Origin of the sequence: Paenibacillus sp. FSL R5-0810 (assembly GCF_038002285.1) — a bacterium.
Taxonomy (GTDB): domain Bacteria; phylum Bacillota; class Bacilli; order Paenibacillales; family Paenibacillaceae; genus Paenibacillus_AQ; species Paenibacillus_AQ lactis.
Window position 1 is genome coordinate 16225 of record NZ_JBBOCF010000002.1, and the last position, 21152, is coordinate 37376.

Genomic DNA, 21152 nt, shown 5'->3' on the forward strand with positions numbered 1-21152 from the left:
CATGGCTGAATTTCATGGTGTAAAGACAACCGAAGTGTTGCAACCCAAGGCAGCGGTCGTGCAAACGAACACGCTGCCTATTTATTTCGGCACGGCTCCGATCAACCAGGTCGCTGATCCGGCCGGAGCGGTAAATAAGATCATTATCGCCAAGAACCTCGAAGACTTCCGGACTAAGCTCGGATTTTCTTACGACTGGAAGTCGTTCACACTCTGCGAAGCGGCGCACGCGCATTTCGTGGACAGTGAGCAATCCCCGATCGCTTTTATTAACGTGCTGGACGTGACGGATGCAGAAGTGACGGCGCCAGCGGCAGCCACGTTCGTGGACGGGATTCATATGATCGATAAGGAAGGCGTGCTGAAAGCAACGGTAACGGTAGCAGATGGGTCCACAACATACGAACACGGAAAGGATTATACTCTCACGTTTAATGCTGCTGGCAAGCTGGTCATCGCGATCGTCAGCGGCGGCGCTATCCCGGCGGGAACAACGTCTCTGCAGGTAGGATACAGCTCGCTGAAGCCGTCCAACGTAACGGCCAGCCGGATCATTGGCGGCACGGATGCGCAGACGGGCGAGCGCTCCGGCCTTGAGCTGATCGAGGATGTATTCTTGGAGACCTCTTTCGTGCCGAACCTGATTGTTGCTCCGGGTTGGTCGCATGATCCGGTGGTGGCTGCCGTGATGGTGGCGAAGTCCCAGAACATCAACGGCCTGTTTGAGGCGCACGCGGTTACGGATCTGGACGCGAGTCAGAAATACGTAGACATTGTGAAGTGGAAAGAGGACAACGGCTATACCAGCCACCTCCAAACGAACACGTACCCTATGGCGACATACAAAGGGCGAACCTACTACATGTCTACACTGGTCACGGCGTCCATGGTGGCGACGGACAGCCTGAACGAGGGTGTTCCTGTACAGACTCCGTCGAATCAGCCTATCACGGCTGACGGTCTGGTATATGCAGACGGTGCTCCGGTTCGAATCCCATATGATCAGGCTAATCTGTTGAATGCGAACGGCATTGTAACGGGAATCAGATGGACGGACGGATTTAAAGCGTGGGGGAACAGAACCGGTGCATATCCGGAATATAAAGATGCGCAGCGCACCTTCATACCGGTTCGTCGGATGTTTTCTTATATCAAAAACAACCTGGTCCTGCGCCATTGGCAGTATGTTGACGATCCGCTTAATCGCCGGCTGATTGACTCGGTCGCGGACGCTGCAAACATCTGGATTAACGGGTTAGTCGGTGCAGGTTATCTTCTGGGAGGCCGTGTGGAGTTTCTGGCTGCGGACAATCCAGATGATCAACTTGGAAACGGTAAGGCTGTTTACCGGGTGTATATCACACCGCCGTCCATGGCCCAAGAAATTGAATTCCTGGTATTCTACGATGCGTCATATTTGGCCGCATTGACAGCGGCTTAAGGAGGTAACTAAACACATGCCACAAACAATCCCTTCAAAATTAATTGATCACACGTTGTTTCTTGAAGGTTCAACGACGCCGATTGGAACCGGTGATGTTACACTGCCTTCGTTTGATGCATTGACTGATACGCTAAGCGGAGGTGGCATCCTCGGCGAGATCGATGTCCCAACACCAGGCCATTTCGGTTCTTTAGTTTTGGGAATCAACTGGCGAACGGTCAACAGGGAAGCATTTTCCCTGTTGCCGGCTTCGATTCACGCTTTGGAAATCAGAGGAGCTCAACAGGTATTCGTGAATGGTCTTTCTCAGACTCAAGCTGTAAAGGCAGTTGTCCGGGGTATGGGTAAAAGCATGGATCTAGGAACATTTGCTAAAAACGCAGCGACGGGCGGTAGCAACAACATCGAGATCACTTATATCAAAATTTTTCTGGATGGAGTTGCGGCTCTTGAGCTCGATAAATTCAACTATATTTTCAGGATTAACGGACAGGATCAGACCATGCAAGATGTTCGATCCGCACTTGGATATTAATAAATAAGGAGGAATTACCATGTCAGAAAAAGATGAAGTAAAAGTTGCTGAAAAGGATGGCCGAGCGTATAAACTCGCTCGGCCATTTACTTATGAGGGTGTGACCTACGAAGAGATCACACTTGATTTTAGTAAATTGAGTGGTCGAGACCTGATTGATTGCGAAAATCAACTAAGCAGTTCAGGAACCATTTTGACGAAGGAAGTCAACCAAGAGTACCAGGCCTTAGTAGCTGCTAAGGCAGCGAACCTGCATCATCATGTGATTACAGCACTTCCAGCTCAGGATTTTATACAGATTACTAAGAGGGCGCAACGTTTTTTGCTCAAGTTGGCCTAAAGGATTGGGCCGGACTTGATCTATTACGTCAGCATGCCCTTATTCTTTCGACCCATAGGCATACACCAGTAGAATACTGGCTCAGTTTGCCTCTTCGGGAATTAGAAAAATGGAAAGAGGCTCATATCACATTACGCGAACAAGAACGTCCTCCTAAGAACGGGGGTTAACCATGGCAGGCAATAACAGGTATGAAATGCGCTTTGAACTAAACGGGGAGATTGATCCGTCGATCAGGCGCGCTTTTGACATGATGTCCCGGACCATTAACCAATTGGGTGGTGACCTGGAGGAACTTGAGCGAAATAGGCCATTTGACGATCTAACCGAAGGAGCTAGGGAATTTGGTGAAGTGCTCCAAAGGGTGGGTCAGTATACTGGGGCTTATGCCATCATAGACAAGGTCACCGACTCTATTGGCGAAATGGTTAGCACCATCGGAGAATTGGATGCTCAATCTGGTCAACTGGAGGCAGCTACAGGTGCAACGGCTGAGGAGTTGGCGGAACTTCAAGACATCTCCGATTCCTTGTATCGCAAAGGCTTGGGAGAAGGGGTCAGCGACCTCACAGATGCCTTAGTCGTCGCTCGAAATGTAACCAAACAACAGGGAGACGAGCTTGAGAGGACCACCAAGAATGCCATTGTGCTACAGGATGTTTTTCAGTACGACATTCCCGAGTCATTAAAAACATCAGATACCATGATGCGGCAGTTCGCCATCACTTCCGAACAATCAATGAACCTGCTCGCCCAGGGGGCTCAGCGGGGCCTAGATAAGTCCGGGGAGCTGCTTGACTCTGCGAACGAGTACGCTCCGCAATTTGCTGCCCTCGGGTACTCTGCGAATGAGATGTTTGACTTCTTCGCGGCCGGTCTTGAGGCTGGCGCCTGGAACCTAGATAAGGTAGGGGACTTAGTAAAAGAATTCAATATCCGCATTCAGGATGGCAGCGAGAAGACTGCGGAGGCACTGGCGGCCCTGTTTGCTCCGGAAGGCATCGAAGAATTCACCACGGCCCTAACTAAAGGCGGGACAAAGTCGGCAGAATATTTGGAACTGCTCAAGCACGTCTCCGCCGACACGGCCAAGGAAATGATAAAGAACCTGCAGAAGGGCGGCAAAAAGGCAGAGGATACCTTCCTTGCAATCTCGGGTATGATGGGCGGCGGGGATAAAATCCTGACCGATTTGAGCACTGGCGCCATCAAGGGTAAGGACGTCATGCAGCAGGTCATTGCAGAACTGAACAACATCGAGGACCCGGTGTATCGAAACATGCTGGGTGTCGAGCTTTTTGGCACGCAGTGGGAAGACCTGGAGAAAGACGTCGTTGCCGCACTCGGTTCCGTCCGGAGCCAGTTTAATATGACGGAGTCCACCATGGAAGACATGGCTGCCGTCAAATACGACAACCTGACGCATGACCTGAAGGTGCTTGGTCGCGAGCTGATGGATGAGGTGATCATCCCGATCGGCGAGGATCTGATGCCTGTCTTACACGATTTAACGGACTGGGCCTCGGACAATAAGGATCTCATCAAAGCTATCGGGCTTGGGGTTCCGGCTGCACTGCTTGCTAAAAATTCGGTTGGCATGGTCAAAGACATCACCAGTGTAGGGAGCGCACTTTTCGATACAACGAATGGAGTAAGTAAATTCGGCCGAGTGGCTGGGTTGATCACGAATCCAGTTGGGTTAGCTATTGGCGCTGTCGGTGCGTTGACTGCAGGAGTGATTGCCTACAAAAACCATCAGGAAAAGGCGCGTCAAGCTCTGATCAATATGGGGGATGCTCTGGATGGTGCTTTTGATAATTATAACGATATCGAGCACCAGACAAAGCGAACCAGGAATCTGATCCGTGAGTACGATCGACTCGAGGAGAAAATCAACAACACGAAGACGCCTGCAGCGGAATTGGCCGAAGCGCGTAGAAAGCAAAAAAATGTTGAAGAAGAACTCATCGCGCTAAACCCTGAAATTTTGAAGGCGGAAGACGCTAAGAGTGATAGTTTCCGGGAGCAGCTGGGTCTTGCAGATAAACTCAATCAGACACAATTGGAGATGGAGAAGCGTCGCCTGGATGCTGAAATCCTAGATACTCGTTCTCAACTTCCTCAGTTGAAGGAAGAGTATCAATCCATGACCGAAAACTTATCAGAGTATGAGCAAGCATACCAGAAGGCGCGTGAGTCCTACGTTCAGTATCAAGATTTTGTGAACCGTCAAGAGAAGATCATCAACACAACTACTGGCGAAGAACAAGCTCGAAAGTTGGCAGAGCTCGCAGCTGAAATCGAAAGTGTGACAGGTAAGTTCTACGGAAATAACTGGAGTAACATGCTCTTTGATTTCCAAGGTATGAAAGAGGCTTTCGATTCAAATTACGAAAGCTTGACCAAAACACAAGAAGAGCTGATAACAACCGAGCAAACTTTCCAGAAGTTTTATGATACACAGGCTGCATTGATTGAACTGAACCTCGGCGCTCCGATTGAGGACATGGCTCAGAAATACGATGAGCTTACCGCGAAGGAAAAGGCGCGGTTCGATAGTGCTATGCGGCAGCTTGAGACCTTAAACGAAGAGATGAACAACCTACCGCTTGAGAAACAAATTGATGTTTCTGTTGTTTGGCGACAGGCCGGGGTCCGACCAGGGTCCAACATGCAGTCAATGGAGGCTTATGGGGACGGGGGTTATGCCGACAAGCCATCTATCTTCGGCGAGGCTGGGCCAGAGATGGCGATCCCGATCAATAACAGTAAGCGGTCACGTGATCTGTACGCCATGACTGGCCGGATGCTTGGTGTTGACTCTGGACAAGGAGATAGCCCTTCAGTTAACTTTAGCCCAGTTATCCATGTAAACGGTGGTGCTGGCAATGTCGAAGGTCAGGTGAAGGAGGCTCTTAGTATAGGACTTCGAGAATTTGAAAACCTGTACAAACAAATGCAAAGAAACAGGCAAAGGGTGGGCATGTCTTAATGAAAACCTATAGAACGATTCAGGGCGATACTTGGGATAGTATCGCCTTTGCTATTTCCGGCGACGAGTCATTTATGGTGCCGCTAATGACGGCCAATCCTGACCATACGGAGATTGTCATTTTTCCGGCCGGAATCACCCTGCAGGTACCCGATATCCCGGTCGAATCGGCGTCCACATTGCCGCCATGGCGTCTGGAGGAGGACGGATCATGAAGACAGTACAGGATGGACGTCATGCGTATCTGATGCTCAAATACAACGGCAAGGATATGGGGACCGAGTATCTGAGCAAATACCTGATGGACTTCTCATACACGGACGGAGCGCCCGGGGATCAGGATAACATCACGGTTACCTTGGATGATAGGGATGCGAACTGGCAAAAGACCTGGAAGCCCGAGTTTGGTGATAAATTAATCGCCGAGATCACGGTGGTCAACTGGGATAAACCCGGTCAAAAGGCCAAGCTGCCGTGCGGATCATTTGAAGTCGATGCCATCGATGTTAATGGACCGCCGGATACCGTGGCAATTCAGGCAGTCGCGCTACCACTTGGGGGTTATCAGGCGAAGCAGGAGTCCCGTACAAAGGCATGGGAGAAGGTCAAACTGAAGACGATAGCCCAGGACATTGCAAAGCGAGCAAAGCTAGGTTTGGTCTATTCAGCTTCCACCAATCCGACCTATGATCGGATCGACCAAACGGATCAGTCTGACCTCTCCTTTTTGATCCAGATTGCCAAGGATGAGGGAATCGCGGCCAAGATATCCGGCGGGAAGCTTGTGCTCTTTGATGAAGCCGAGTATGAAAAGAAGCCAGCGGTCTTGGACATTGTACGGGGAGAAAGCAACATCATCTCCTACAGTTTTAACGAAAGCAGCACGAACAGGGCTTATGGATCATGCGTGGTTACTTATCGGCCGCCAGCTCCGGCTAAAAAGGCGAAGAAGAAGAGTAAGGGGAAGGTACCGACGACGGCGCTTGCTGCCGCACCAGAAAAATCAGTGACTCCGAAAGTCATCACAGGGAAATACAGCCTTCCAAACGCAAAGGATCTCCCGGTGCTCCGCATCAATGAACGGGTTGAATCGGTGGCAGAGGCAAATCGGCTGGCCAGGAATAGGCTGCGTGAGCAGAACAAACAGTCCGGCCAGGCACGCTTTACGTTAGACGGCGACATCCGACTTGCCTCGGGCATTACGGTCAACGTCAAGGGGTACGGGCGCTTTGACGGCAAGTACATTATTGAGAGTGCGACGCATAGACTTGGTACAAACCCTTACAGGGTCGATATTGAAATACGTAAGGTATTGGGGTGGTGATCATGGGAGTGAGGAAATTTTCGAGTGAATTTCGGAATATATTTCGCATAGGAGTTTGTTCAACCTCAGACCCTGCTACGGGGACCATAACGGCCGTTTTTGAAGACCGAGAGGATATGGTCTCCGGCGATCTTCCCGTGCTTACTCGCGGCGGCGGATGGGCGCGAAGCAACGATATACCTGAGCCAGGCCAAGAGGTAGCCTGCTTATTTTTAGCAAATGGCATTTCGGACGGAATATGCCTCGGTGCGATCGATGATGATGAGGATCCGCCAGGCACTCCAGATCAACGAGGGGTATGGTTTGAGGATGGTTCCTATGCCTATTATGACCGATCCACTAAAAGATTGATCGTCAAGCCTGCCGGTGGTGTGATGTTGGATGGCGATGTAACAATTTCGGGCAAATTGACCGTTGACGGTGACGTAGCACACGGCGGCAGTGTTAAGATTGCCGGAAACCTAGTTGTTGATGGAGGTATAACGCGAGGCGGTGAAGGCATATGAAGATTGGTCTTGGAGCTCTGGGAGACGTGGTATTCATTTCCTCGTTCCGGACTCCAATCAAGGTAAGGACATTCCGGGATTTCCAGCGTGATTCCTCGGCTAGATGGGGGACCAATGAGATCCATCTGCAAAAGCCCCGCAGCCAGTTCATGGGCCCGGGGCTTGATACGATTTCGTTCACGATGCAGTTCGATGCGCGGCTTGGTATGAATCCCCGAAAAGAGGCAGAGAAGCTGCTGGACTATCAGCGGGAAGGTAAAGTCCTGCTGCTCCAGATCGGCGGGAAACCCTTAGGACAGGGGAAATGGAAGATCACGAACCTGACTCAATCGTGGGAAGACATCGATCGGGAAGGCAATCTCCTCAAAGCCGGCCTGTCCGTTACATTGGAGGAATACGTATGATTCATGAAGTGAATGGAACGCCACCGGTGCCCATGAGGTTTGGGCTTACCGGCATCGAATCGATCAAGCAAAATATACAGGTCATAGCAAGCACATTTACAGGCACGGTCCCATTGGATCGTGCCTTTGGTATATCTCCGGATGTTGTGGATCAACCGGATGTCATAGCTCAGGCCCTACTGGTAAATGAGCTTACGGCTGCCATTACGGAATTTGAGCCAAGGGCGGAAGTGATCGATATCGAATTTGACCAAAGCGAGAAAGAAGCAGAGCAAGGGAGATATCACGCCGTTATCCGGTTTGTAGAAAGGCAGGTGCAATGATGGCGCTCGTAGAGTTACCAGATATTCAGTTTGTCGAGCAGGACGTGGACACGGTGTTCTTGGAGCTAGTGACCGTCTTTCAGGGGATTACCGGACGGACCTTAAACCGCTCGGATCCGGAAATGCTCGTTATGCGTGCGTTCGCCCAGCTGTTCGTGCAGCAGCGCGTCTTGATCAATCAGGTTGCCAAGGGCGAGCTACTGCGGTATGCCCGGGGCGTGATCCTTGATTACCTTGGAGAGCCAAACACCCCCCGGCTGCAGGCGGAGCCAGCAGTGACCACCGAGCGTTTTACCCTTTCAATCCCTCTGGTTACGCCACAGATCATCCCAGCAGGCACCCGGATCGCACCGGATGGGGCGGAGGGTACGATTATGTTTGCTACACGGGAGGCAGTAACCATCCCGGCCGGGAACACGACAGTAGACGTCCTGATTGAGTGCTTGACGCCGGGCGTCATCGGCAACGGATTCCTGCCGGGGCAGCTGACGACGCTCATCGACCCGTTACCGTTTGTGGCGTCTGTGACAAACCTGACGACAACCGCGGGAGGCGCAGACACCGAGGATGACGATTCATACCGGGAGCGCATCAGGATGGCCCCAGAATCGTTTTCCACGGCCGGGCCGGAGCAAGGATATATCTATTGGGCAAAGACGGCTAGCGCCGCCATCGTGGACGTGGCAGCCATAACTGAGAAGCCTGGAGAAGTAACGATATTGCCACTCTTGGAAGGCGGGATAATCCCAACACAAGAAATCCTCGATGCTGTCACTGAGAAGGTAAACAGTCGAAAAATCCGGCCTCTTACGGACAAGGTGACGGTCCAAGCTCCCGGAGTGGTCCCGTATGACATCGTGCTCACCTATTACATCAATCGGGAACGTGCGGCGGAATCGGCCGTCATACAGGCTGCTGTAATTAAAGCGGTGGAGTCCTATGCCTTGTGGCAAAAATCCAAGCTTGGACGTCATATCAATCCTTCTGAGTTGATCAGTAAGATCATGAATGCCGGTGCGCTCCGGGTCGAGGTAGTCAGCCCGGTCTATACGCCGATAACTGACCTGCAGGTGGCTCAGGATGCGAATATTAATGTCACGTTTGGAGGGCTTGCTAATGATTGATATCGAGCAGATCAGCATCTATGACCTGCTGCCTCCGAATGCACAGGCGGACCCTACTGTATCGGCAGCGGTCCTTGCTTTGGATGGCCGCATGAGGGAGCTTACTCAACGGGTCAAAGACCTTTCCTTTTATCGGCGACTTCTGGAGGGGAAGATTACGGATGCCGAAGCCGACGAACGAGCTTGGCAGGATCATGTTGATTTCTGGGATACGACACTCCCGTTGGAGCAAAAGATTCAACTGCTTCTGAATGCTAAGGAGTTTCACCAGATCAAAGGGACGCCCGCGGCGATCGAGGATTTAATCACGATCCTTTTCGGCGAGGGGAAGGTCGAAGAATGGTTCGAGTATGGCGGAGATCCTGGATATTTCCAGGTCATCACCAATAATCCGGAAGTGACTCAGGAGCGAGCTCAGGAGTTTTATCGGGCCGTGGAATCCGTGACGCGGCTAAGCGCTCATCTGGAGCGTGTGATCCTATCGCAGTCTGAACCGATGAATCTCTATTTTGCGGGAGTCCTTCGGATGGGCGAGAAAATGACAGTGAGGATGGTGTAAAATGGGCGCTTTTGGCGGTTTGATTCAAACAAATAAAGGCCGGAACTTGCAGGCCAAGGCTGAGGCAGGCGCACAGCTTAAATTTACGAGGATGGGGGTGGGAGACGGGCAGCTCGGCGGCCAGTCCATCCCCTCATTAAATAAATTGATCCATGAAACGATGTCTCTCCCGATCACCAGGCTGAAGCCGCAGCTTCCGGCCCAGGCGATAGTAGGGGCGGTATTATCCAACCAAGACGTAACGACGGGATTTTTCTTCCGGGAGCTCGGCATATTTGCTCAAGATCCGGACGAAGGAGAAATCCTATATGCCTACGGGAATGCAGGGAGCGGCGCCGAGTATATCCCTCCAGCAGGATCAGAGGACATCATCGAAAAAACGATCGATATGATCGTCATTTTCGGCCAAGCTCAAAATGTATCGGCTGTGATTAATAGTTCCTTGATTTTTGCAACACCGGACGATGTGGAGACAGCCCTAGAAGAAGCGAAACAGTACACGGATACGGCAGTGGCAGGGGTGAAGGTGCCGGATGCATCCCTAACGCAAAAGGGCATCACGCAGCTCTCTAGCGCTCTTAATAGCATATCCGAATCTCTGGCAGCAACGCCGAAGGCCGTAAAGTCTGCATATGACGAGGCGCTTGCGGCAAAGCAGCTTGGAGTTGAGCAGAAAGCGAATGTGGTTGCCGCGCTCAACTCCATAGGTGTAACGGCATCCACATCCGAAACATGGGCGCAGCTCATCCCAAAGATAGCAGCCATTATCCGAGCAACAGGAAATGCAACGGCAGCCGATCTATTGGCCGGGAAAAGCGCCTCTAATGCAAGCGGTCCTTTTAACGGTAGCATGCCTAACCGTGGTGCAGTCTCACAGACAATAACGACACAAAACGGATCATACACTATCCCTCAGGGTTATCACAACGGATTAGGTGTTATCAGGGCTGTGTTTGCCAATCTTATTGCTTCAAATATACGCAATGGTGTTAATGTAGGTGGAATTATTGGAACGCTGGTCGAAGGGAGACCCGTCATTAAGGGTTATGGTGTGGTTGATGTAAACGACAGCTACAGTTTAAACATCCCGATACCTCAAGGTTTCGTCCCTGGCATTGTTCGGGTGTGGCGGGACTACCAAGGCCAACCCGAAGGGGCTCCTGTCTATATAGGGATGGTACCACAAACAACTCCGGGACCTAACCCATGGCTTTACCGTAGTGATCGTGATTTAAGGTGGTACGGTGATGGCGGTAGTGGAATTTTTGGATTAGGCAACCCGTATAGACCTGATTGCGTGCGATTAGTTGGAGGGTTTGCTACGGACGGAAGTACAGGTAAACCTATAGGTAATCATTATGAAATACTTGCACTTAATTAGGAGGATAAGACTATGATTCAAATTGGTGTGATGATCTTCTACGAAGCCGACACCGGGCGCGTCATAACGCACATACCCGCCCAACAATACCCTGATGAGTTTCCTGTTCGCACAGTAGAGGATACTATCCAAAACTACCCACTATTGCGGGATAGAGACCCTGCAACGTATGGCGTGATTCAATTGGAATACGGCGAGCATCAGGAAGACTTTATGCTCGCCTCTTCTTTTCAGGTAGACCCAGAAACAAAGAAGATACTATTCACCTACCCGGATCCTAACAATCCAGAAGTTCCGCCAACACCACAGCCGCCACTCACGGAACAAGTGGCTATGCTGAAGCAGGAAAACACCTTGCTTAAAGCACAAAACAATGCATTGACTGAAAGAACGGAATTTATCGAGGATGTCATCGCCGAGATGGCTCAGCAGGTTTACCAGTGATTCGCCGGTTCCTTTACTGGATACTCTGGAAAGGAGGTGGAGGCGACATGATGGCGATGTTTTTTGCTCAACGTGTGATCCTGGGTAAAACCAAGTACAACGAAGTACCATCCACATTGCAGCCAGGCGTTCGTGACATCCTGGTTGAGAGCGGACTGGAATTCCTGATCGAAGAATAGTTTCAGAAGCAGCGCCGAAAGGCGTATTTTTTATGCCCTTGGAGTGGTCCATGGGCTTTTTTTATCCGAAGAGAGACAGGGGGAAGAAGGGTGGACTTCAATGTGATGATTACACTCATCGGGGCAATTTGTGCCATTAGCGGCATGCTTCTTGGTTGGATTGGTAGAACCAAGGCATTCAAGGATGAGGTTGCTCAGGAGGCGACAGCGGATGCGTCGCTTCAGACCGATGTGTCCTACATCAAGCGAGGAATTGATGATATTCGGGTCGATCTCCGAATGCAGGGTCAGCGTATGGACGGCTTATCCGAGCGAATCACGAGAGTCGAGGAATCGGCGAAACAAGCGCACAAACGACTGGACCGACTTGAAGAAAAATAAGAGAGGATGATTGTAAATGAAAAATAAATGGATTAAAGCGGCAGGTATCCGGGCAATTAAGACAGCAGCTCAGACGGCAATCGGTGTAATCGGTGCTACTACGGTATTTAACGAGGTCGATTGGTATGTGGTAGGTGGTACGGTTTTACTGGCCACCATCACCAGCTTTTTGACGAGCTTGGCAGGATTGCCGGAGGTAAGCGATGAGTAACTTCACGTACCGAAAAGATCACATACCTAAAGGGACGGCTTGCAACCGCCGTCCTGGCTTCGCAATGAAGCCGACAACCATTACAATCCATAATACCGCGAACGAGAAGAGTTCTGCAGCAAACGAACGCGCCTGGCTAACGAACCCGTCCAACAAGGTGCAGGCGTCGTATCACATCGTAATCGACGAACGCGAGGCAATCGAATGCATACCACTAAACGAAAATGCCTGGCATGCTGGCGATGGTAGCGGTAGCACTAGTGGTAACCGGACATCGATCGGCATTGAAATCTGCGAGAGTGGAAATTACACCAAGACAATCGATAATGCAGTAATGTTAGTTGCTCAGATGTTAATGGAGCGAGGGTGGGGAGTGGATCGACTTCGCCGACACTGGGATTGGTCTGGTAAGATATGCCCACGCCTTATGTATGATGGAGGCACTTGGTCCAAGTGGTATGCGTTTAAGGCCGCTGTACAAGGCCGGTTGAACGAATTAAAGAAGGAGGGCGTTGCTTCCGTGAGTGACAAAGTAACCGTAAAAGCCTATGGAAAACAGATCAAAGACGGAAAACTAATCGATGGTACGGTGTATGTGCCGTTGCGAGCTGTTGCAGAGGCCCGGGGTGACCAAGTGTCCTGGGACAACAATACCAAGACAGCTACGATCTATAAGTAAAATATACCGATAAAAAGACAAACTCCCCTACCAGTAAATCACGTAGGGGAGTTGCACTAACTTAATTGAACTTAGTAAAAGCTAATCTGTAGAATTGATCGGGACTATAATCGTACGCTCCATGAGAATAAACTTTGACATAGAGGCTCTGACCAGACGGTACATAGATGCCATTAGCATCAGTACTCCCAGCGCCTGTATCATATCCATTAGTTACACTAATGATTTGCCCATTCGAGTCAACTGTAATAAATTGCATGTCATAGTTTAACCCTGATGGAGAGTAAAGCGCTACAGCCCCTCTCAAATCTTCACTACCATAAATATTATTAATTAAGAAGAAATCATAATCATCGGTACCTTCAATTGGAAAAGAGGCTGAACTATCTCCACCTCCGGGGGAATATATTTCCATAGCATCATTTATGGTGTCTCCCCATCCGTACTGTGCTGAAACAGATGAAGCTCCAACGACTATTAAAAATGCAGTGAGTAAGGTTGCAATAGCGAATTTTTTCAAATAAACTACCTCCCATTACTATGATAGGTTGGCCAACCACCTAAAACCTACCATAAAAAACCTTATATTGTAAATGATTTGCGTATAAATGAAACTAAATATCTACACAAAAGCGAATTCTTTAGGTGGAATACAATCGAATTGTGCCAAATTATGTAGTTTTCAATTAACTATTGAAACAAATAATATCAAATCTCTCTTGGAAATTTGGAAGACCCTGCTGGCTATTCGCTGGCAGGGTCTTTTTTGTTTATCTTGAGCAGCCGATTTGCTCGCATAATATCCTCGACAGGTATCCAAATGACGCTATCAGGACGTCTTAATTTCACCAGGCTTTTTGTACAGGACTCTGGGATGCCTTGTAACATTTCGCCATTCATTAAGCGGATCATAACAGGTCCCTTTGAACGTACCGCCGCCCTTACCTCCTTCTCCCACACTGTTAACATTCCCCCTTTTAACCACCTTGTATATTCAACAAGCTGAGATATTTCCCTTCTTCATACATTGAAATCAGAACGATCGTTCGGGTATAATGCAAACAAATGTTCTGTTGGAGGATGGATATTATGCTGCCAGATCCTGAGCGTAAATTACTTCGGATTTTGATCAATTACCCGAGTCCAGTCCATGCAAGCCGAATGCCTGACTTTAAACGATTAGAGGTTATGACCGGTCGGAGGCGGCCTGATATTATAAGAGGACTAGAATACCTCGAGGCTGAGGGTTACATAGTTTGGCCGGATAAATCCACAACAGATGGAATTCAAATCATTCGGACAGAAGTTCTCGAAAAGTCTCCACCAAGGCAGAACAATGTAGAATACTGGACAAAGTATTAAAAGATAAAGCCTGCCGGCGATATGCCATGGCAGGCTTCTTCTTTTCTTTTAGAAACCAAAATGAGGAATAAATCGTAGCACATAGATGATACATTTGTTAGTATTTAGGAGGAAAAGGGGGAGTTGAGATATTGAAACTAAGAAGTGTTTTATTATTTGTCGTTTTATTAATTATGTTGGCTGGATGCAATGAAAAAGGGCAAGGGACGGGGCTGACTAAGAAAGACCTTTCAATCGAGCGCGTTGGACAAGAGAAGTCAAAAGTAGAGTATGGGATGAATCGATCCGATGTAGAAAAGGTTCTAGGGACAGGCGAAAAATCCACTCTGAACTTTTTCTCATATGAGTCTGGTGTAAGAATTATGTATCGTGAAGACAAGGTGGCCGGGATTTCCTTGGAGAAAGAGGCAGCAGATGCATATCAATCACCGAAGATCAAGATCGGTATGCTCAAGGAGGATATCAAGAAAGCCTATGGTGAGGAGAATGTACTCCTCGAAGCTGATAAAAGCATAGACTTTGCTTACGACACTAAGGAAGGATCGTTTCTGACTCAAGACTCAAAGACGAAAGAAAACATCGAAGATATGGAAAATGTATATCTGGTATCAGTTGTTTTTGATGACAATGGTTACGCGGAAAGAATAATGTTGCTAGACCAACGAATGGCGATGTATATGAACTAACCCCACAAAATGTGGGGTCTTTTTTTATGTCCAAAAATCATGTGCGCGTACGTCGTATCCATGCTTTCGTAACGTGGATATGATCTTCTGTACTGTTTCTGCACGCGGTTCGTATTGATCGTCCCCACAAAGCTGAGTCAACGTATTTCGATTTAGTTTGGCGTGAGCCACTAACCATCCCTGAGTGATGTTATTCCTATCCAGGAATTTCCCGAACCGTGTTCTCTTTTTACCTAATCCGTACATTTCCCCACACCCCTTCTACTTCAGAGGATGGACAATCTATGAAAATTTTATTCATGTAACTATGAAACATAGGCAAGCCGTCGGGCATAGATATGTAACCAGATACGGCACAACGGGCTCAGGCGCCAGTCCGGTTCCGTAACCAGTTCAACAAGGTGGGATGCGGATGATATCGGCAATTGATGCAGGTAATTACATGACTAAGTTTTATGACGGCCGGCAGCTGAGGGCGTTCCCCTCCCTGATCGGGGAGTATCGGGAACGCAATCTCCGGCAGCAGCACGGGGATTATGATTTCGAGTTTGAGTATGACGGCCAGCGGGGATTCGCCGGCACGCTTGCTCTCCATGAGAGTGAGTGCGCGGAAAGCCGGAAGGGAGAGAGCAAAGCGCATCCGGATGCCCGACTGCGGATCCTGCTGGCGCTACACCAGTTTGGCGAGGGAATAGAGCATCGAATCATAGTCGGCCAGCCGATCAGCACGCACCAGGCGGAGGAGAAGGCGGTTATCAAGGAGATGCTTTGCGGCCGGCATGAGCTGGTCGTCAACGGACAGCGAAAAATCATCGTTATCCGGCGCTGCGAGGTGGCGGCGGAGGGGGTAACGGCGGGCCTCCTGGTTCCAGGGGGCGGAGTGATCCGGGTGATCGATATCGGCAGCGGCACGGTCAATTTCGGCACGCTGATCGATCGCCGGTTTAATGATCGCGGGAGCTTTACGCTCGGGACCGGGATGGAGACGCTGCGATCCGTTAAGCCTGCAGACTTCTCCCGCCAGATCGCTCTCAGGGCGCTTGCCGGGGGTTGGAAGGCTAATGATAGGGTTTACCTTTGCGGGGGCGGCGCTGGGGCCGTCTTGGAAGCCCTACGGGCTTATTTCCCTGGTATCCAGTTGATCGAAGGTGATCCGCAGTATGCCAACGTAAAAGCGTTCTTCTTGATCGCGAGGAGGGTCTATGGCTAAAGAGATCCGGATAATACAGGTGGCGTTTAACGTTCTGGATCCCGACCAGCTGCAGCTCTACAATCACGTCCAGGAGCGGCCCAATAAGTCCGGTTATCTCAAACGGCTGATTCAGCGGGATGTAGACGGCGGGCACGGAGGCGGCCGGCTGGCTGCGCCGGCTCCGGATCTGGGGAATGATTTTGTCGTTGAGGGGTTTATTTGAGGAGGGATAACATGCTTGAGCTGGCGGCTATTTTTAAAATCCTCGGGATCGGGGTTGTATCTCATTTCAGCACAAACGTGCTGGAAAACATGGGTCATGGCAGCAAGGTAATATTCGTCAAGATTGCCGGATACGTCGCTTGCGCCTACGTATCATTTGAGGTCTGGTGGGATTGCTTGCGGCAGGTTGCCCATACCTTCGGAGTGCATGTTTGATGCTTTGGCAGCTACATTTGCAGATACGTTAGTAGGTACAGCAGTAGTATTGCAAATGTAGTACGAGCAAAAAGGTTGATAGATCGCGGAAAAGTGAAATTGTTTTGAGCGTGAGCGAAAAGGGGCGAAGCGAATGATAATGAGCGGAGTTGGTGGGATAGCAATTATTAAGTTAGCTGCAGCCTGTGGCTGTCTGGGCGGCGCGTGGACGGTATACAGGACGACGGCAGACTCAATGTATCGGACCAAGATGAGGCGGCTGTTTGTAGCCGGAGAAATCTGCCTGAAGCGAAAGGGTCGGCAGGGGAAGGAGGTCCGCGCGTATCCCCAGGTGAGCCGCGTCACAGTTTATCACGATTGTGTGCAGGTGGTCTTTGTCCTGCCGAATGGACTGGACCCGAAAGAGGTCCGGAAACGGGATTGGCTATTCGAGCAGACCTTTGGAGATAACATCGAGCTGTCCGGCTCCTCCAAGACATTCACCTTGAACATTTACAGCCAGGGGGTGCAGCGGTTCGATTATGATCCGGAGGCCGTAGTGCGAGCCGTGGAAGGGCTGAGACTGCCTATCTATGTCGGACGGAGCCGGACAGGGGATGAAGTGTATGACATGACGGAGCACCCGCATTTACTGGTGGCAGGGGAAACCGGCAGCGGGAAATCCGTCGCGCTGCGGTCTATCCTCACGACCCTAATCCGGACAGCGGCGGACAGACTGGAATTGTACTGTGCAGACCTTAAGCGTTCGGAGTTCCATTTGTTCAAGGGGGTGGCGCGGGAGGTTGTTGTTGATACGCCTCAGCTGCACAAGATCGTTCTGCGGATCCGGAAGGAGATGCGGCGGAGGGGAGACTTGCTGGACCGAGAGGGCCTGGCGAATTTAGACGATCTGCCGGCGAGGGAGCGGCCGCCCTATATCGTGCTGGCGATCGATGAGGTGGCTCTCCTCAAAAAGGAACGAGACCTCATGGACGGTATTGAGGAAATCAGCGCGATCGGGCGAGCGCTGGGTGTATTTTTGATCCTATCCATGCAGCGGCCAGATAGCGACGTCCTGGACGGCAAACTCAAGAATAACCTGACCGTCCGGATGGCCTTCCGTCACTCAGATGAGATCAACAGCCGGATCACCCTAGGCAGCGGGGAGGCAGCGGACATCCAGCAGAGCCAAAAGGGGCGAATGGTGCTCAAGCTTGACGGCCTGACGACCGTCCAGGGCCCTTATCTGGACCTACCGAAGGCAAAGGCACTCCTGGAGCCCTACAAGCGGGCAGAGGAACCAGCAACGGCCCAGAATGAGCCGGAAATGCCGAAGGATGATGAAACAATAGAGATAGGGGTGTTGTGAGGGTGAACGCGCGGGATAAGGCTATCGTGGCCGATCTGGTACGCTTCCGCTGCCTCAGCCGGGATGACATCGCGGAGCTCCATTTCTCCAACATCAAAAATCCAATCACTCAGGCCAACATGGTCCTAAAGCGGCTGCGGCGGGATGACGTCATTACCTGCGCCACGGATCGCCGGAAGTACGTCTATTTCCCTGTACCAGGCATCAAGAAGGACAGCGCGAAGATCGGGCACTTCCTGGCTATCGTGGACTTTTACAAGCAGATCCGGAAGGTGGAACTGCCGCGGGTGTTCGATGTGGAGCCTAAGCTCGGCGGGAAGGGGCTGCCGGAGCCGGATGTGTTTTGCATCTGGAAGGGGGCACCGTGGTTTGTCGAGATTCAGCGGAGCCAGTTTTCAGACAGGGTCATGCAGGAGAAGATGAATCGATATGAACAGTATTATTTGAGCGGGGAATGGGAACGAGAGGCGTGGCAGCCGGCGGCCAAGAAGGTGTTCCCTTATATCTGGATCATAGGCGCCGGCAGTTACCGCACAGGAGGAAGGCCATTCAGAGTGTTTCAGGACAGCATCGATGGAATGATTTCGAGAGTGAAATCATCAAATTAAAAATCGGTCCCATTAAATTGGGACCGATCATTCTTACTATAATCCCAAGCAAATCGTGTTGATATGTTCATACCCATGACAATTTCAATGTCACACATCTGTATGATTAAATGCTCGATGTCTGACATCCGAAAGAATGGAGTCAGTTTTTCTCCTCTTAGTTTATTGAGCCGCAGCTTCACACGTGGCAAATATATACCAAAGTGATTCGGCTTCTTGACACTCATCACTAGATCGGTCTGTATAATTGATATTCCTAAGGAATCGTCATTCATTTCATCCCTTGAGAGACGTTGGAAAGGGGCTTCAATGGGGACGTATATGGTTTCAGTGCTCCAGTCAAAGCACCCGCATCGTGGCTTTAAAACCATCCAAGCGGGCCACATACCATCATAACTGTAATCATAGATGACTGATATGTTATACATCAAATTCCACCTTCGTTACTTGTCCTTGGATGATTACCTCGTCGAGCGGGTAAGGGCGTGGTGGAATTCTCTTGTTGGATGCCCGCAGTACGACATTATCATCCTCATAATAAACACGCTTTAATGTACCTTCCTCACCATCAACAATAACGACACCGATTTTCCCGTGTTCACAGTGGCTTTGCTTCCGGACAAGGACACGCATACCTTCATAAATTCCCTCGTCGATCATACTGTCGCCTTTTACGATTAGATAAAAATATTCACCATCACCAACAGAATCGCGAGAGGTTACCTCATATCCGATGATATCCTCTTGTGCAAGTGAGCCATATCCAGCTCTAATTTCGCCGTACACTGGAATCTTTACCATTTCGACTGTATACGGTTCTTGATTCTGCACGTTATTCGACCCGATACCCTCGACAATCTTATGTTTAATTCCAATGTCCATTAGCGCCCCATATAATTCAGTTTTAAAGAAAAAACTATAGTCGTCATGCATTATAGCCCTTACTTCTCTGGGGGTATAGGTAAAATCTTCTTCAATTGCAACAGTGAATTTCTTATCAAGAGTGTTCTTTACGTCCGCAAAAACCTCTGCTTTAAAAGAATTATCATCTTCTGATAAAAGTTTAAGTATGGAATTGAATTCATCAATGAGAATGTCATTACTATGTCTAGGATCCTCAGCGTTACCAAGAATGTAGTCAGTTGTTGTATGGAGGTACTCAGCTAGTTTGTTTAAAACACTACTCTGTGGAACAGCCCGGCCTATTTCATAATTAGATAAACTATGGCGAGTTATGCCAATATGATCTGCCAGTTCCTGTTGTGTCATCCCAGTTTTTTCGCGGAGATTCCGGATTCTTAGTCCTATCATTTTTTTATCTTCGGTACTAGCAGACATATAACACACTCCAAAAAATAGAATTTAAGTGTTGACGCGCAGATTATGCGCATGCTATATTTGTTGTGCGCAGAATATGCGCGCAACAAATATAAAAATAAATTGAAAGGAGGTTCTTTCAATTGGCGCGTAGGAAAGCTGAACCACGAACTGTTGTTAAACGTTCGAGATTTACTGAGCTTCGTATTCAAAAAGGTAAGACTCAACGTGCACTTTCTTTAGATTTCGGTGTAACCGAAAGTTTTATTCGTGGTATCGAGAGTGGTAGAAATAACCCCGAAATTAAATTCGCTTTTAAGCTAGCGAAGTATTTTGAAACAACAGTGGACGATCTATTCCAGGATCTTGCTAATTAAAAAGCGTGTATTTAATTCACTTCCGACAAAATGGATTATACACCGTTAATTTAATTGATGCAATAGAGAACGAATGTTCTTCAATAATTTGGAATTGAGGTGAATTTGTTTTTATGACAATCAACGTAATTCCTGTCGAAGTAGTCGATCACTACAATGCTCTCCACAGTTTCTTGAACAGCGGTTGCATCGCTCCTGATCGAATCGACTTTGTACGAATGGAGATCGCCATGATCGAGCGGGATATCCCCGGAATAAAGGTGCTTCAATGAAGATCATTTTGATCATGATTGCATGGCTGCTTCTCAATCTACTGTTTGTCTGTCGGCGCTTGCTGGCTGCTGAAATGAGAGAAAGGAGAGAGTCCGATGAACATCCGCGTTGAAAACTGGCTTGGTCATGAGATCCGGTTTGTAGAAAAAGTGCCTGGTGAATGGTGGGCTGTGGCAGCTGATATTGCAATAGCATTGGGTTACAAACACACTCCGCATATGCTTAGGACACTAGATCCGGATGAGAAGGATGTCCACATTATGGACACCCTTGGCGGTAAGCAAAAAATGAGGATGATATCCGAATCGGGGATTTATGAAGCAGTCTTTAATAGCAGACGTGATGAGGCAAAGGACTTCAAAAAATGGGTCAAGGAAGTCCTGAAGGACATCCGCAAGTCAACCGGCCTTGAAGGATTTCAAATCTTCCGCATGTTGGACAAGGAGCATCAGAAGGAGGCCATGCAGAAGCTAAAGGTTTCCCTGAGAAACCCGGTGCGAGTGGACTTCATCAAAGCTAACACGATTGCAAACAAGGCAGTTTCCAGCAGATACGGTCATCCCAAGATGATCAAAAAGGAACAAATGACACCAGATATGTTGGTGGTCCGTCAGGAGGTCTTGGATGACACGGTAAACCTTATGGGTTTGAAAGAGAAATTCGATCTGGATATACCGATATCCACCACGATTTATAGCAAGTACGCGAATTGAAAGGAGAAACAC

At 49.4% G+C, this 21152-nt stretch carries 29 protein-coding genes; 26 read left to right on the forward strand and 3 right to left on the reverse strand.

Annotated features, from left to right (window positions below):
• The first annotated feature begins 1 nt into the window (after window position 1).
• The 17 genes from MKX76_RS29415 to MKX76_RS29495 all read left to right on the forward strand — a co-directional run bounded on the left by MKX76_RS29415 (window position 2) and on the right by MKX76_RS29495 (window position 12826).
• Window positions 2–1441 (forward strand): phage tail sheath family protein, encoded by a 1440-nt coding sequence (locus MKX76_RS29415; RefSeq protein WP_341035110.1) that lies wholly within the window; start codon window positions 2–4, stop codon window positions 1439–1441.
• 16 nt (window positions 1442–1457) lie between these two features.
• On the forward strand, window positions 1458–1979 hold the full coding sequence (locus MKX76_RS29420) for a phage major tail tube protein (RefSeq protein WP_341035111.1): 522 nt from the start codon (window positions 1458–1460) through the stop codon (window positions 1977–1979).
• A gap of 19 nt (window positions 1980–1998) precedes the next feature.
• On the forward strand, window positions 1999–2319 hold the full coding sequence (locus tag MKX76_RS29425) for a phage tail assembly protein (protein ID WP_341035112.1): 321 nt from the start codon (window positions 1999–2001) through the stop codon (window positions 2317–2319).
• A gap of 172 nt (window positions 2320–2491) precedes the next feature.
• The gene (locus tag MKX76_RS29430; protein ID WP_341035113.1) at window positions 2492–5311 is read left to right on the forward strand and encodes a phage tail tape measure protein; all 2820 of its coding nucleotides are present in this window, start codon (window positions 2492–2494) and stop codon (window positions 5309–5311) included.
• Window positions 5311–5526: a tail protein X gene (locus MKX76_RS29435; RefSeq protein WP_341035114.1), complete on the forward strand. Its 216-nt coding sequence runs from the start codon at window positions 5311–5313 to the stop codon at window positions 5524–5526. Before MKX76_RS29430 ends, MKX76_RS29435 begins: the two co-directional genes overlap by 1 nt.
• Window positions 5523–6635, forward strand: a complete 1113-nt coding sequence (locus MKX76_RS29440; RefSeq protein WP_341035115.1) for a phage late control D family protein — start codon at window positions 5523–5525, stop codon at window positions 6633–6635. Before MKX76_RS29435 ends, MKX76_RS29440 begins: the two co-directional genes overlap by 4 nt.
• Before the next feature lie 2 nt (window positions 6636–6637).
• The gene (locus MKX76_RS29445) at window positions 6638–7141 is read left to right on the forward strand and encodes a phage baseplate assembly protein V (RefSeq protein ID WP_341035116.1); all 504 of its coding nucleotides are present in this window, start codon (window positions 6638–6640) and stop codon (window positions 7139–7141) included.
• Window positions 7138–7545: a phage tail protein gene (locus tag MKX76_RS29450; RefSeq protein ID WP_341035117.1), complete on the forward strand. Its 408-nt coding sequence runs from the start codon at window positions 7138–7140 to the stop codon at window positions 7543–7545. The genes MKX76_RS29445 and MKX76_RS29450 overlap by 4 nt, the downstream gene beginning before the upstream one ends.
• Window positions 7542–7868: a GPW/gp25 family protein gene (locus MKX76_RS29455; protein ID WP_341035118.1), complete on the forward strand. Its 327-nt coding sequence runs from the start codon at window positions 7542–7544 to the stop codon at window positions 7866–7868. The genes MKX76_RS29450 and MKX76_RS29455 overlap by 4 nt, the downstream gene beginning before the upstream one ends.
• A complete protein-coding gene (locus tag MKX76_RS29460; RefSeq protein WP_341035119.1) occupies window positions 7865–8992 on the forward strand; it encodes a baseplate assembly protein in 1128 nt (375 codons plus the stop codon). The genes MKX76_RS29455 and MKX76_RS29460 overlap by 4 nt, the downstream gene beginning before the upstream one ends.
• A complete protein-coding gene (locus MKX76_RS29465; protein WP_341035120.1) occupies window positions 8985–9551 on the forward strand; it encodes a phage tail protein in 567 nt (188 codons plus the stop codon). Before MKX76_RS29460 ends, MKX76_RS29465 begins: the two co-directional genes overlap by 8 nt.
• 1 nt (window position 9552) lies before the next feature.
• Window positions 9553–10932 carry a phage tail protein gene (locus tag MKX76_RS29470; RefSeq protein WP_341035121.1) on the forward strand — a complete coding sequence of 460 codons (1380 nt, stop codon included), beginning with the start codon at window positions 9553–9555 and terminating at the stop codon, window positions 10930–10932.
• A 12-nt stretch (window positions 10933–10944) separates the two neighbouring features.
• Window positions 10945–11376: a hypothetical protein gene (locus MKX76_RS29475; protein WP_341035122.1), complete on the forward strand. Its 432-nt coding sequence runs from the start codon at window positions 10945–10947 to the stop codon at window positions 11374–11376.
• Between the two features lie 47 nt (window positions 11377–11423).
• Window positions 11424–11555 (forward strand): hypothetical protein, encoded by a 132-nt coding sequence (locus MKX76_RS29480; protein WP_341035123.1) that lies wholly within the window; start codon window positions 11424–11426, stop codon window positions 11553–11555.
• A 90-nt stretch (window positions 11556–11645) separates the two neighbouring features.
• Window positions 11646–11936: a hypothetical protein gene (locus MKX76_RS29485; RefSeq protein ID WP_028403909.1), complete on the forward strand. Its 291-nt coding sequence runs from the start codon at window positions 11646–11648 to the stop codon at window positions 11934–11936.
• A gap of 16 nt (window positions 11937–11952) precedes the next feature.
• Window positions 11953–12147, forward strand: coding sequence for a holin (locus MKX76_RS29490; protein ID WP_341035124.1), 195 nt, complete (start codon window positions 11953–11955; stop codon window positions 12145–12147).
• Window positions 12140–12826 carry an N-acetylmuramoyl-L-alanine amidase gene (locus MKX76_RS29495; RefSeq protein ID WP_341035125.1) on the forward strand — a complete coding sequence of 229 codons (687 nt, stop codon included), beginning with the start codon at window positions 12140–12142 and terminating at the stop codon, window positions 12824–12826. Before MKX76_RS29490 ends, MKX76_RS29495 begins: the two co-directional genes overlap by 8 nt.
• Before the next feature lie 61 nt (window positions 12827–12887).
• Here the strand turns inward: MKX76_RS29495 and MKX76_RS29500 are convergent, their stop codons facing one another.
• Window positions 12888–13346, reverse strand: coding sequence for a hypothetical protein (locus MKX76_RS29500; RefSeq protein WP_341035126.1), 459 nt, complete (start codon window positions 13344–13346; stop codon window positions 12888–12890).
• A gap of 224 nt (window positions 13347–13570) precedes the next feature.
• The gene (locus tag MKX76_RS29505; RefSeq protein ID WP_341035127.1) at window positions 13571–13795 is read right to left on the reverse strand and encodes a hypothetical protein; all 225 of its coding nucleotides are present in this window, start codon (window positions 13793–13795) and stop codon (window positions 13571–13573) included.
• A gap of 524 nt (window positions 13796–14319) precedes the next feature.
• On the opposite strand from MKX76_RS29505, the gene MKX76_RS29510 reads away from it, so the two are divergent.
• The 6 genes from MKX76_RS29510 to MKX76_RS29535 all read left to right on the forward strand — a co-directional run bounded on the left by MKX76_RS29510 (window position 14320) and on the right by MKX76_RS29535 (window position 18460).
• A complete protein-coding gene (locus tag MKX76_RS29510; protein WP_341035128.1) occupies window positions 14320–14874 on the forward strand; it encodes a hypothetical protein in 555 nt (184 codons plus the stop codon).
• A 412-nt stretch (window positions 14875–15286) separates the two neighbouring features.
• Window positions 15287–16084: a ParM/StbA family protein gene (locus MKX76_RS29515; protein WP_341035129.1), complete on the forward strand. Its 798-nt coding sequence runs from the start codon at window positions 15287–15289 to the stop codon at window positions 16082–16084.
• Window positions 16077–16289, forward strand: coding sequence for a hypothetical protein (locus MKX76_RS29520; RefSeq protein ID WP_341035130.1), 213 nt, complete (start codon window positions 16077–16079; stop codon window positions 16287–16289). The genes MKX76_RS29515 and MKX76_RS29520 overlap by 8 nt, the downstream gene beginning before the upstream one ends.
• Before the next feature lie 11 nt (window positions 16290–16300).
• Window positions 16301–16504, forward strand: a complete 204-nt coding sequence (locus tag MKX76_RS29525; RefSeq protein ID WP_341035131.1) for a hypothetical protein — start codon at window positions 16301–16303, stop codon at window positions 16502–16504.
• Between the two features lie 235 nt (window positions 16505–16739).
• Window positions 16740–17852: an FtsK/SpoIIIE domain-containing protein gene (locus MKX76_RS29530; RefSeq protein ID WP_341035132.1), complete on the forward strand. Its 1113-nt coding sequence runs from the start codon at window positions 16740–16742 to the stop codon at window positions 17850–17852.
• A 2-nt stretch (window positions 17853–17854) separates the two neighbouring features.
• Window positions 17855–18460 (forward strand): hypothetical protein, encoded by a 606-nt coding sequence (locus MKX76_RS29535; RefSeq protein ID WP_341035133.1) that lies wholly within the window; start codon window positions 17855–17857, stop codon window positions 18458–18460.
• A 420-nt stretch (window positions 18461–18880) separates the two neighbouring features.
• Here MKX76_RS29535 and MKX76_RS29540 read toward each other — a convergent pair whose 3' ends face one another.
• A complete protein-coding gene (locus tag MKX76_RS29540) occupies window positions 18881–19798 on the reverse strand; it encodes a helix-turn-helix domain-containing protein (RefSeq protein ID WP_341035134.1) in 918 nt (305 codons plus the stop codon).
• A 122-nt stretch (window positions 19799–19920) separates the two neighbouring features.
• On the opposite strand from MKX76_RS29540, the gene MKX76_RS29545 reads away from it, so the two are divergent.
• From MKX76_RS29545 to MKX76_RS29555, 3 genes are all read left to right on the forward strand, one after another.
• A complete protein-coding gene (locus MKX76_RS29545; protein WP_095266869.1) occupies window positions 19921–20154 on the forward strand; it encodes a helix-turn-helix transcriptional regulator in 234 nt (77 codons plus the stop codon).
• 113 nt (window positions 20155–20267) lie between these two features.
• Window positions 20268–20426 (forward strand): hypothetical protein, encoded by a 159-nt coding sequence (locus tag MKX76_RS29550; protein WP_341035135.1) that lies wholly within the window; start codon window positions 20268–20270, stop codon window positions 20424–20426.
• Window positions 20427–20522: 96 nt separating this feature from the next.
• Window positions 20523–21140 (forward strand): BRO-N domain-containing protein, encoded by a 618-nt coding sequence (locus MKX76_RS29555; protein ID WP_341035136.1) that lies wholly within the window; start codon window positions 20523–20525, stop codon window positions 21138–21140.
• Window positions 21141–21152 lie beyond the last annotated feature (12 nt).

Bases quoted from the DNA above. Each gene is read 5' to 3' on its own strand.
- MKX76_RS29415 (WP_341035110.1), top strand. From the start codon at position 2: ATGGCTGAATTTCATGGTGTAAAGACAACCGAAGTGTTGCAACCCAAG.
- MKX76_RS29420 (WP_341035111.1), top strand. From the start codon at position 1,458: ATGCCACAAACAATCCCTTCAAAATTAATTGATCACACGTTGTTTCTT.
- MKX76_RS29425 (WP_341035112.1), top strand. From the start codon at position 1,999: ATGTCAGAAAAAGATGAAGTAAAAGTTGCTGAAAAGGATGGCCGAGCG.
- MKX76_RS29430 (WP_341035113.1), top strand. From the start codon at position 2,492: ATGGCAGGCAATAACAGGTATGAAATGCGCTTTGAACTAAACGGGGAG.
- MKX76_RS29435 (WP_341035114.1), top strand. From the start codon at position 5,311: ATGAAAACCTATAGAACGATTCAGGGCGATACTTGGGATAGTATCGCC.
- MKX76_RS29440 (WP_341035115.1), top strand. From the start codon at position 5,523: ATGAAGACAGTACAGGATGGACGTCATGCGTATCTGATGCTCAAATAC.
- MKX76_RS29445 (WP_341035116.1), top strand. From the start codon at position 6,638: ATGGGAGTGAGGAAATTTTCGAGTGAATTTCGGAATATATTTCGCATA.
- MKX76_RS29450 (WP_341035117.1), top strand. From the start codon at position 7,138: ATGAAGATTGGTCTTGGAGCTCTGGGAGACGTGGTATTCATTTCCTCG.
- MKX76_RS29455 (WP_341035118.1), top strand. From the start codon at position 7,542: ATGATTCATGAAGTGAATGGAACGCCACCGGTGCCCATGAGGTTTGGG.
- MKX76_RS29460 (WP_341035119.1), top strand. From the start codon at position 7,865: ATGATGGCGCTCGTAGAGTTACCAGATATTCAGTTTGTCGAGCAGGAC.
- MKX76_RS29465 (WP_341035120.1), top strand. From the start codon at position 8,985: ATGATTGATATCGAGCAGATCAGCATCTATGACCTGCTGCCTCCGAAT.
- MKX76_RS29470 (WP_341035121.1), top strand. From the start codon at position 9,553: ATGGGCGCTTTTGGCGGTTTGATTCAAACAAATAAAGGCCGGAACTTG.
- MKX76_RS29475 (WP_341035122.1), top strand. From the start codon at position 10,945: ATGATTCAAATTGGTGTGATGATCTTCTACGAAGCCGACACCGGGCGC.
- MKX76_RS29480 (WP_341035123.1), top strand. From the start codon at position 11,424: ATGATGGCGATGTTTTTTGCTCAACGTGTGATCCTGGGTAAAACCAAG.
- MKX76_RS29490 (WP_341035124.1), top strand. From the start codon at position 11,953: ATGAAAAATAAATGGATTAAAGCGGCAGGTATCCGGGCAATTAAGACA.
- MKX76_RS29495 (WP_341035125.1), top strand. From the start codon at position 12,140: ATGAGTAACTTCACGTACCGAAAAGATCACATACCTAAAGGGACGGCT.
- MKX76_RS29505 (WP_341035127.1), bottom strand. From the start codon at position 13,795: ATGTTAACAGTGTGGGAGAAGGAGGTAAGGGCGGCGGTACGTTCAAAG.
- MKX76_RS29515 (WP_341035129.1), top strand. From the start codon at position 15,287: ATGATATCGGCAATTGATGCAGGTAATTACATGACTAAGTTTTATGAC.
- MKX76_RS29520 (WP_341035130.1), top strand. From the start codon at position 16,077: ATGGCTAAAGAGATCCGGATAATACAGGTGGCGTTTAACGTTCTGGAT.
- MKX76_RS29525 (WP_341035131.1), top strand. From the start codon at position 16,301: ATGCTTGAGCTGGCGGCTATTTTTAAAATCCTCGGGATCGGGGTTGTA.
- MKX76_RS29530 (WP_341035132.1), top strand. From the start codon at position 16,740: ATGTATCGGACCAAGATGAGGCGGCTGTTTGTAGCCGGAGAAATCTGC.
- MKX76_RS29540 (WP_341035134.1), bottom strand. From the start codon at position 19,798: ATGTCTGCTAGTACCGAAGATAAAAAAATGATAGGACTAAGAATCCGG.
- MKX76_RS29550 (WP_341035135.1), top strand. From the start codon at position 20,268: ATGACAATCAACGTAATTCCTGTCGAAGTAGTCGATCACTACAATGCT.
- MKX76_RS29555 (WP_341035136.1), top strand. From the start codon at position 20,523: ATGAACATCCGCGTTGAAAACTGGCTTGGTCATGAGATCCGGTTTGTA.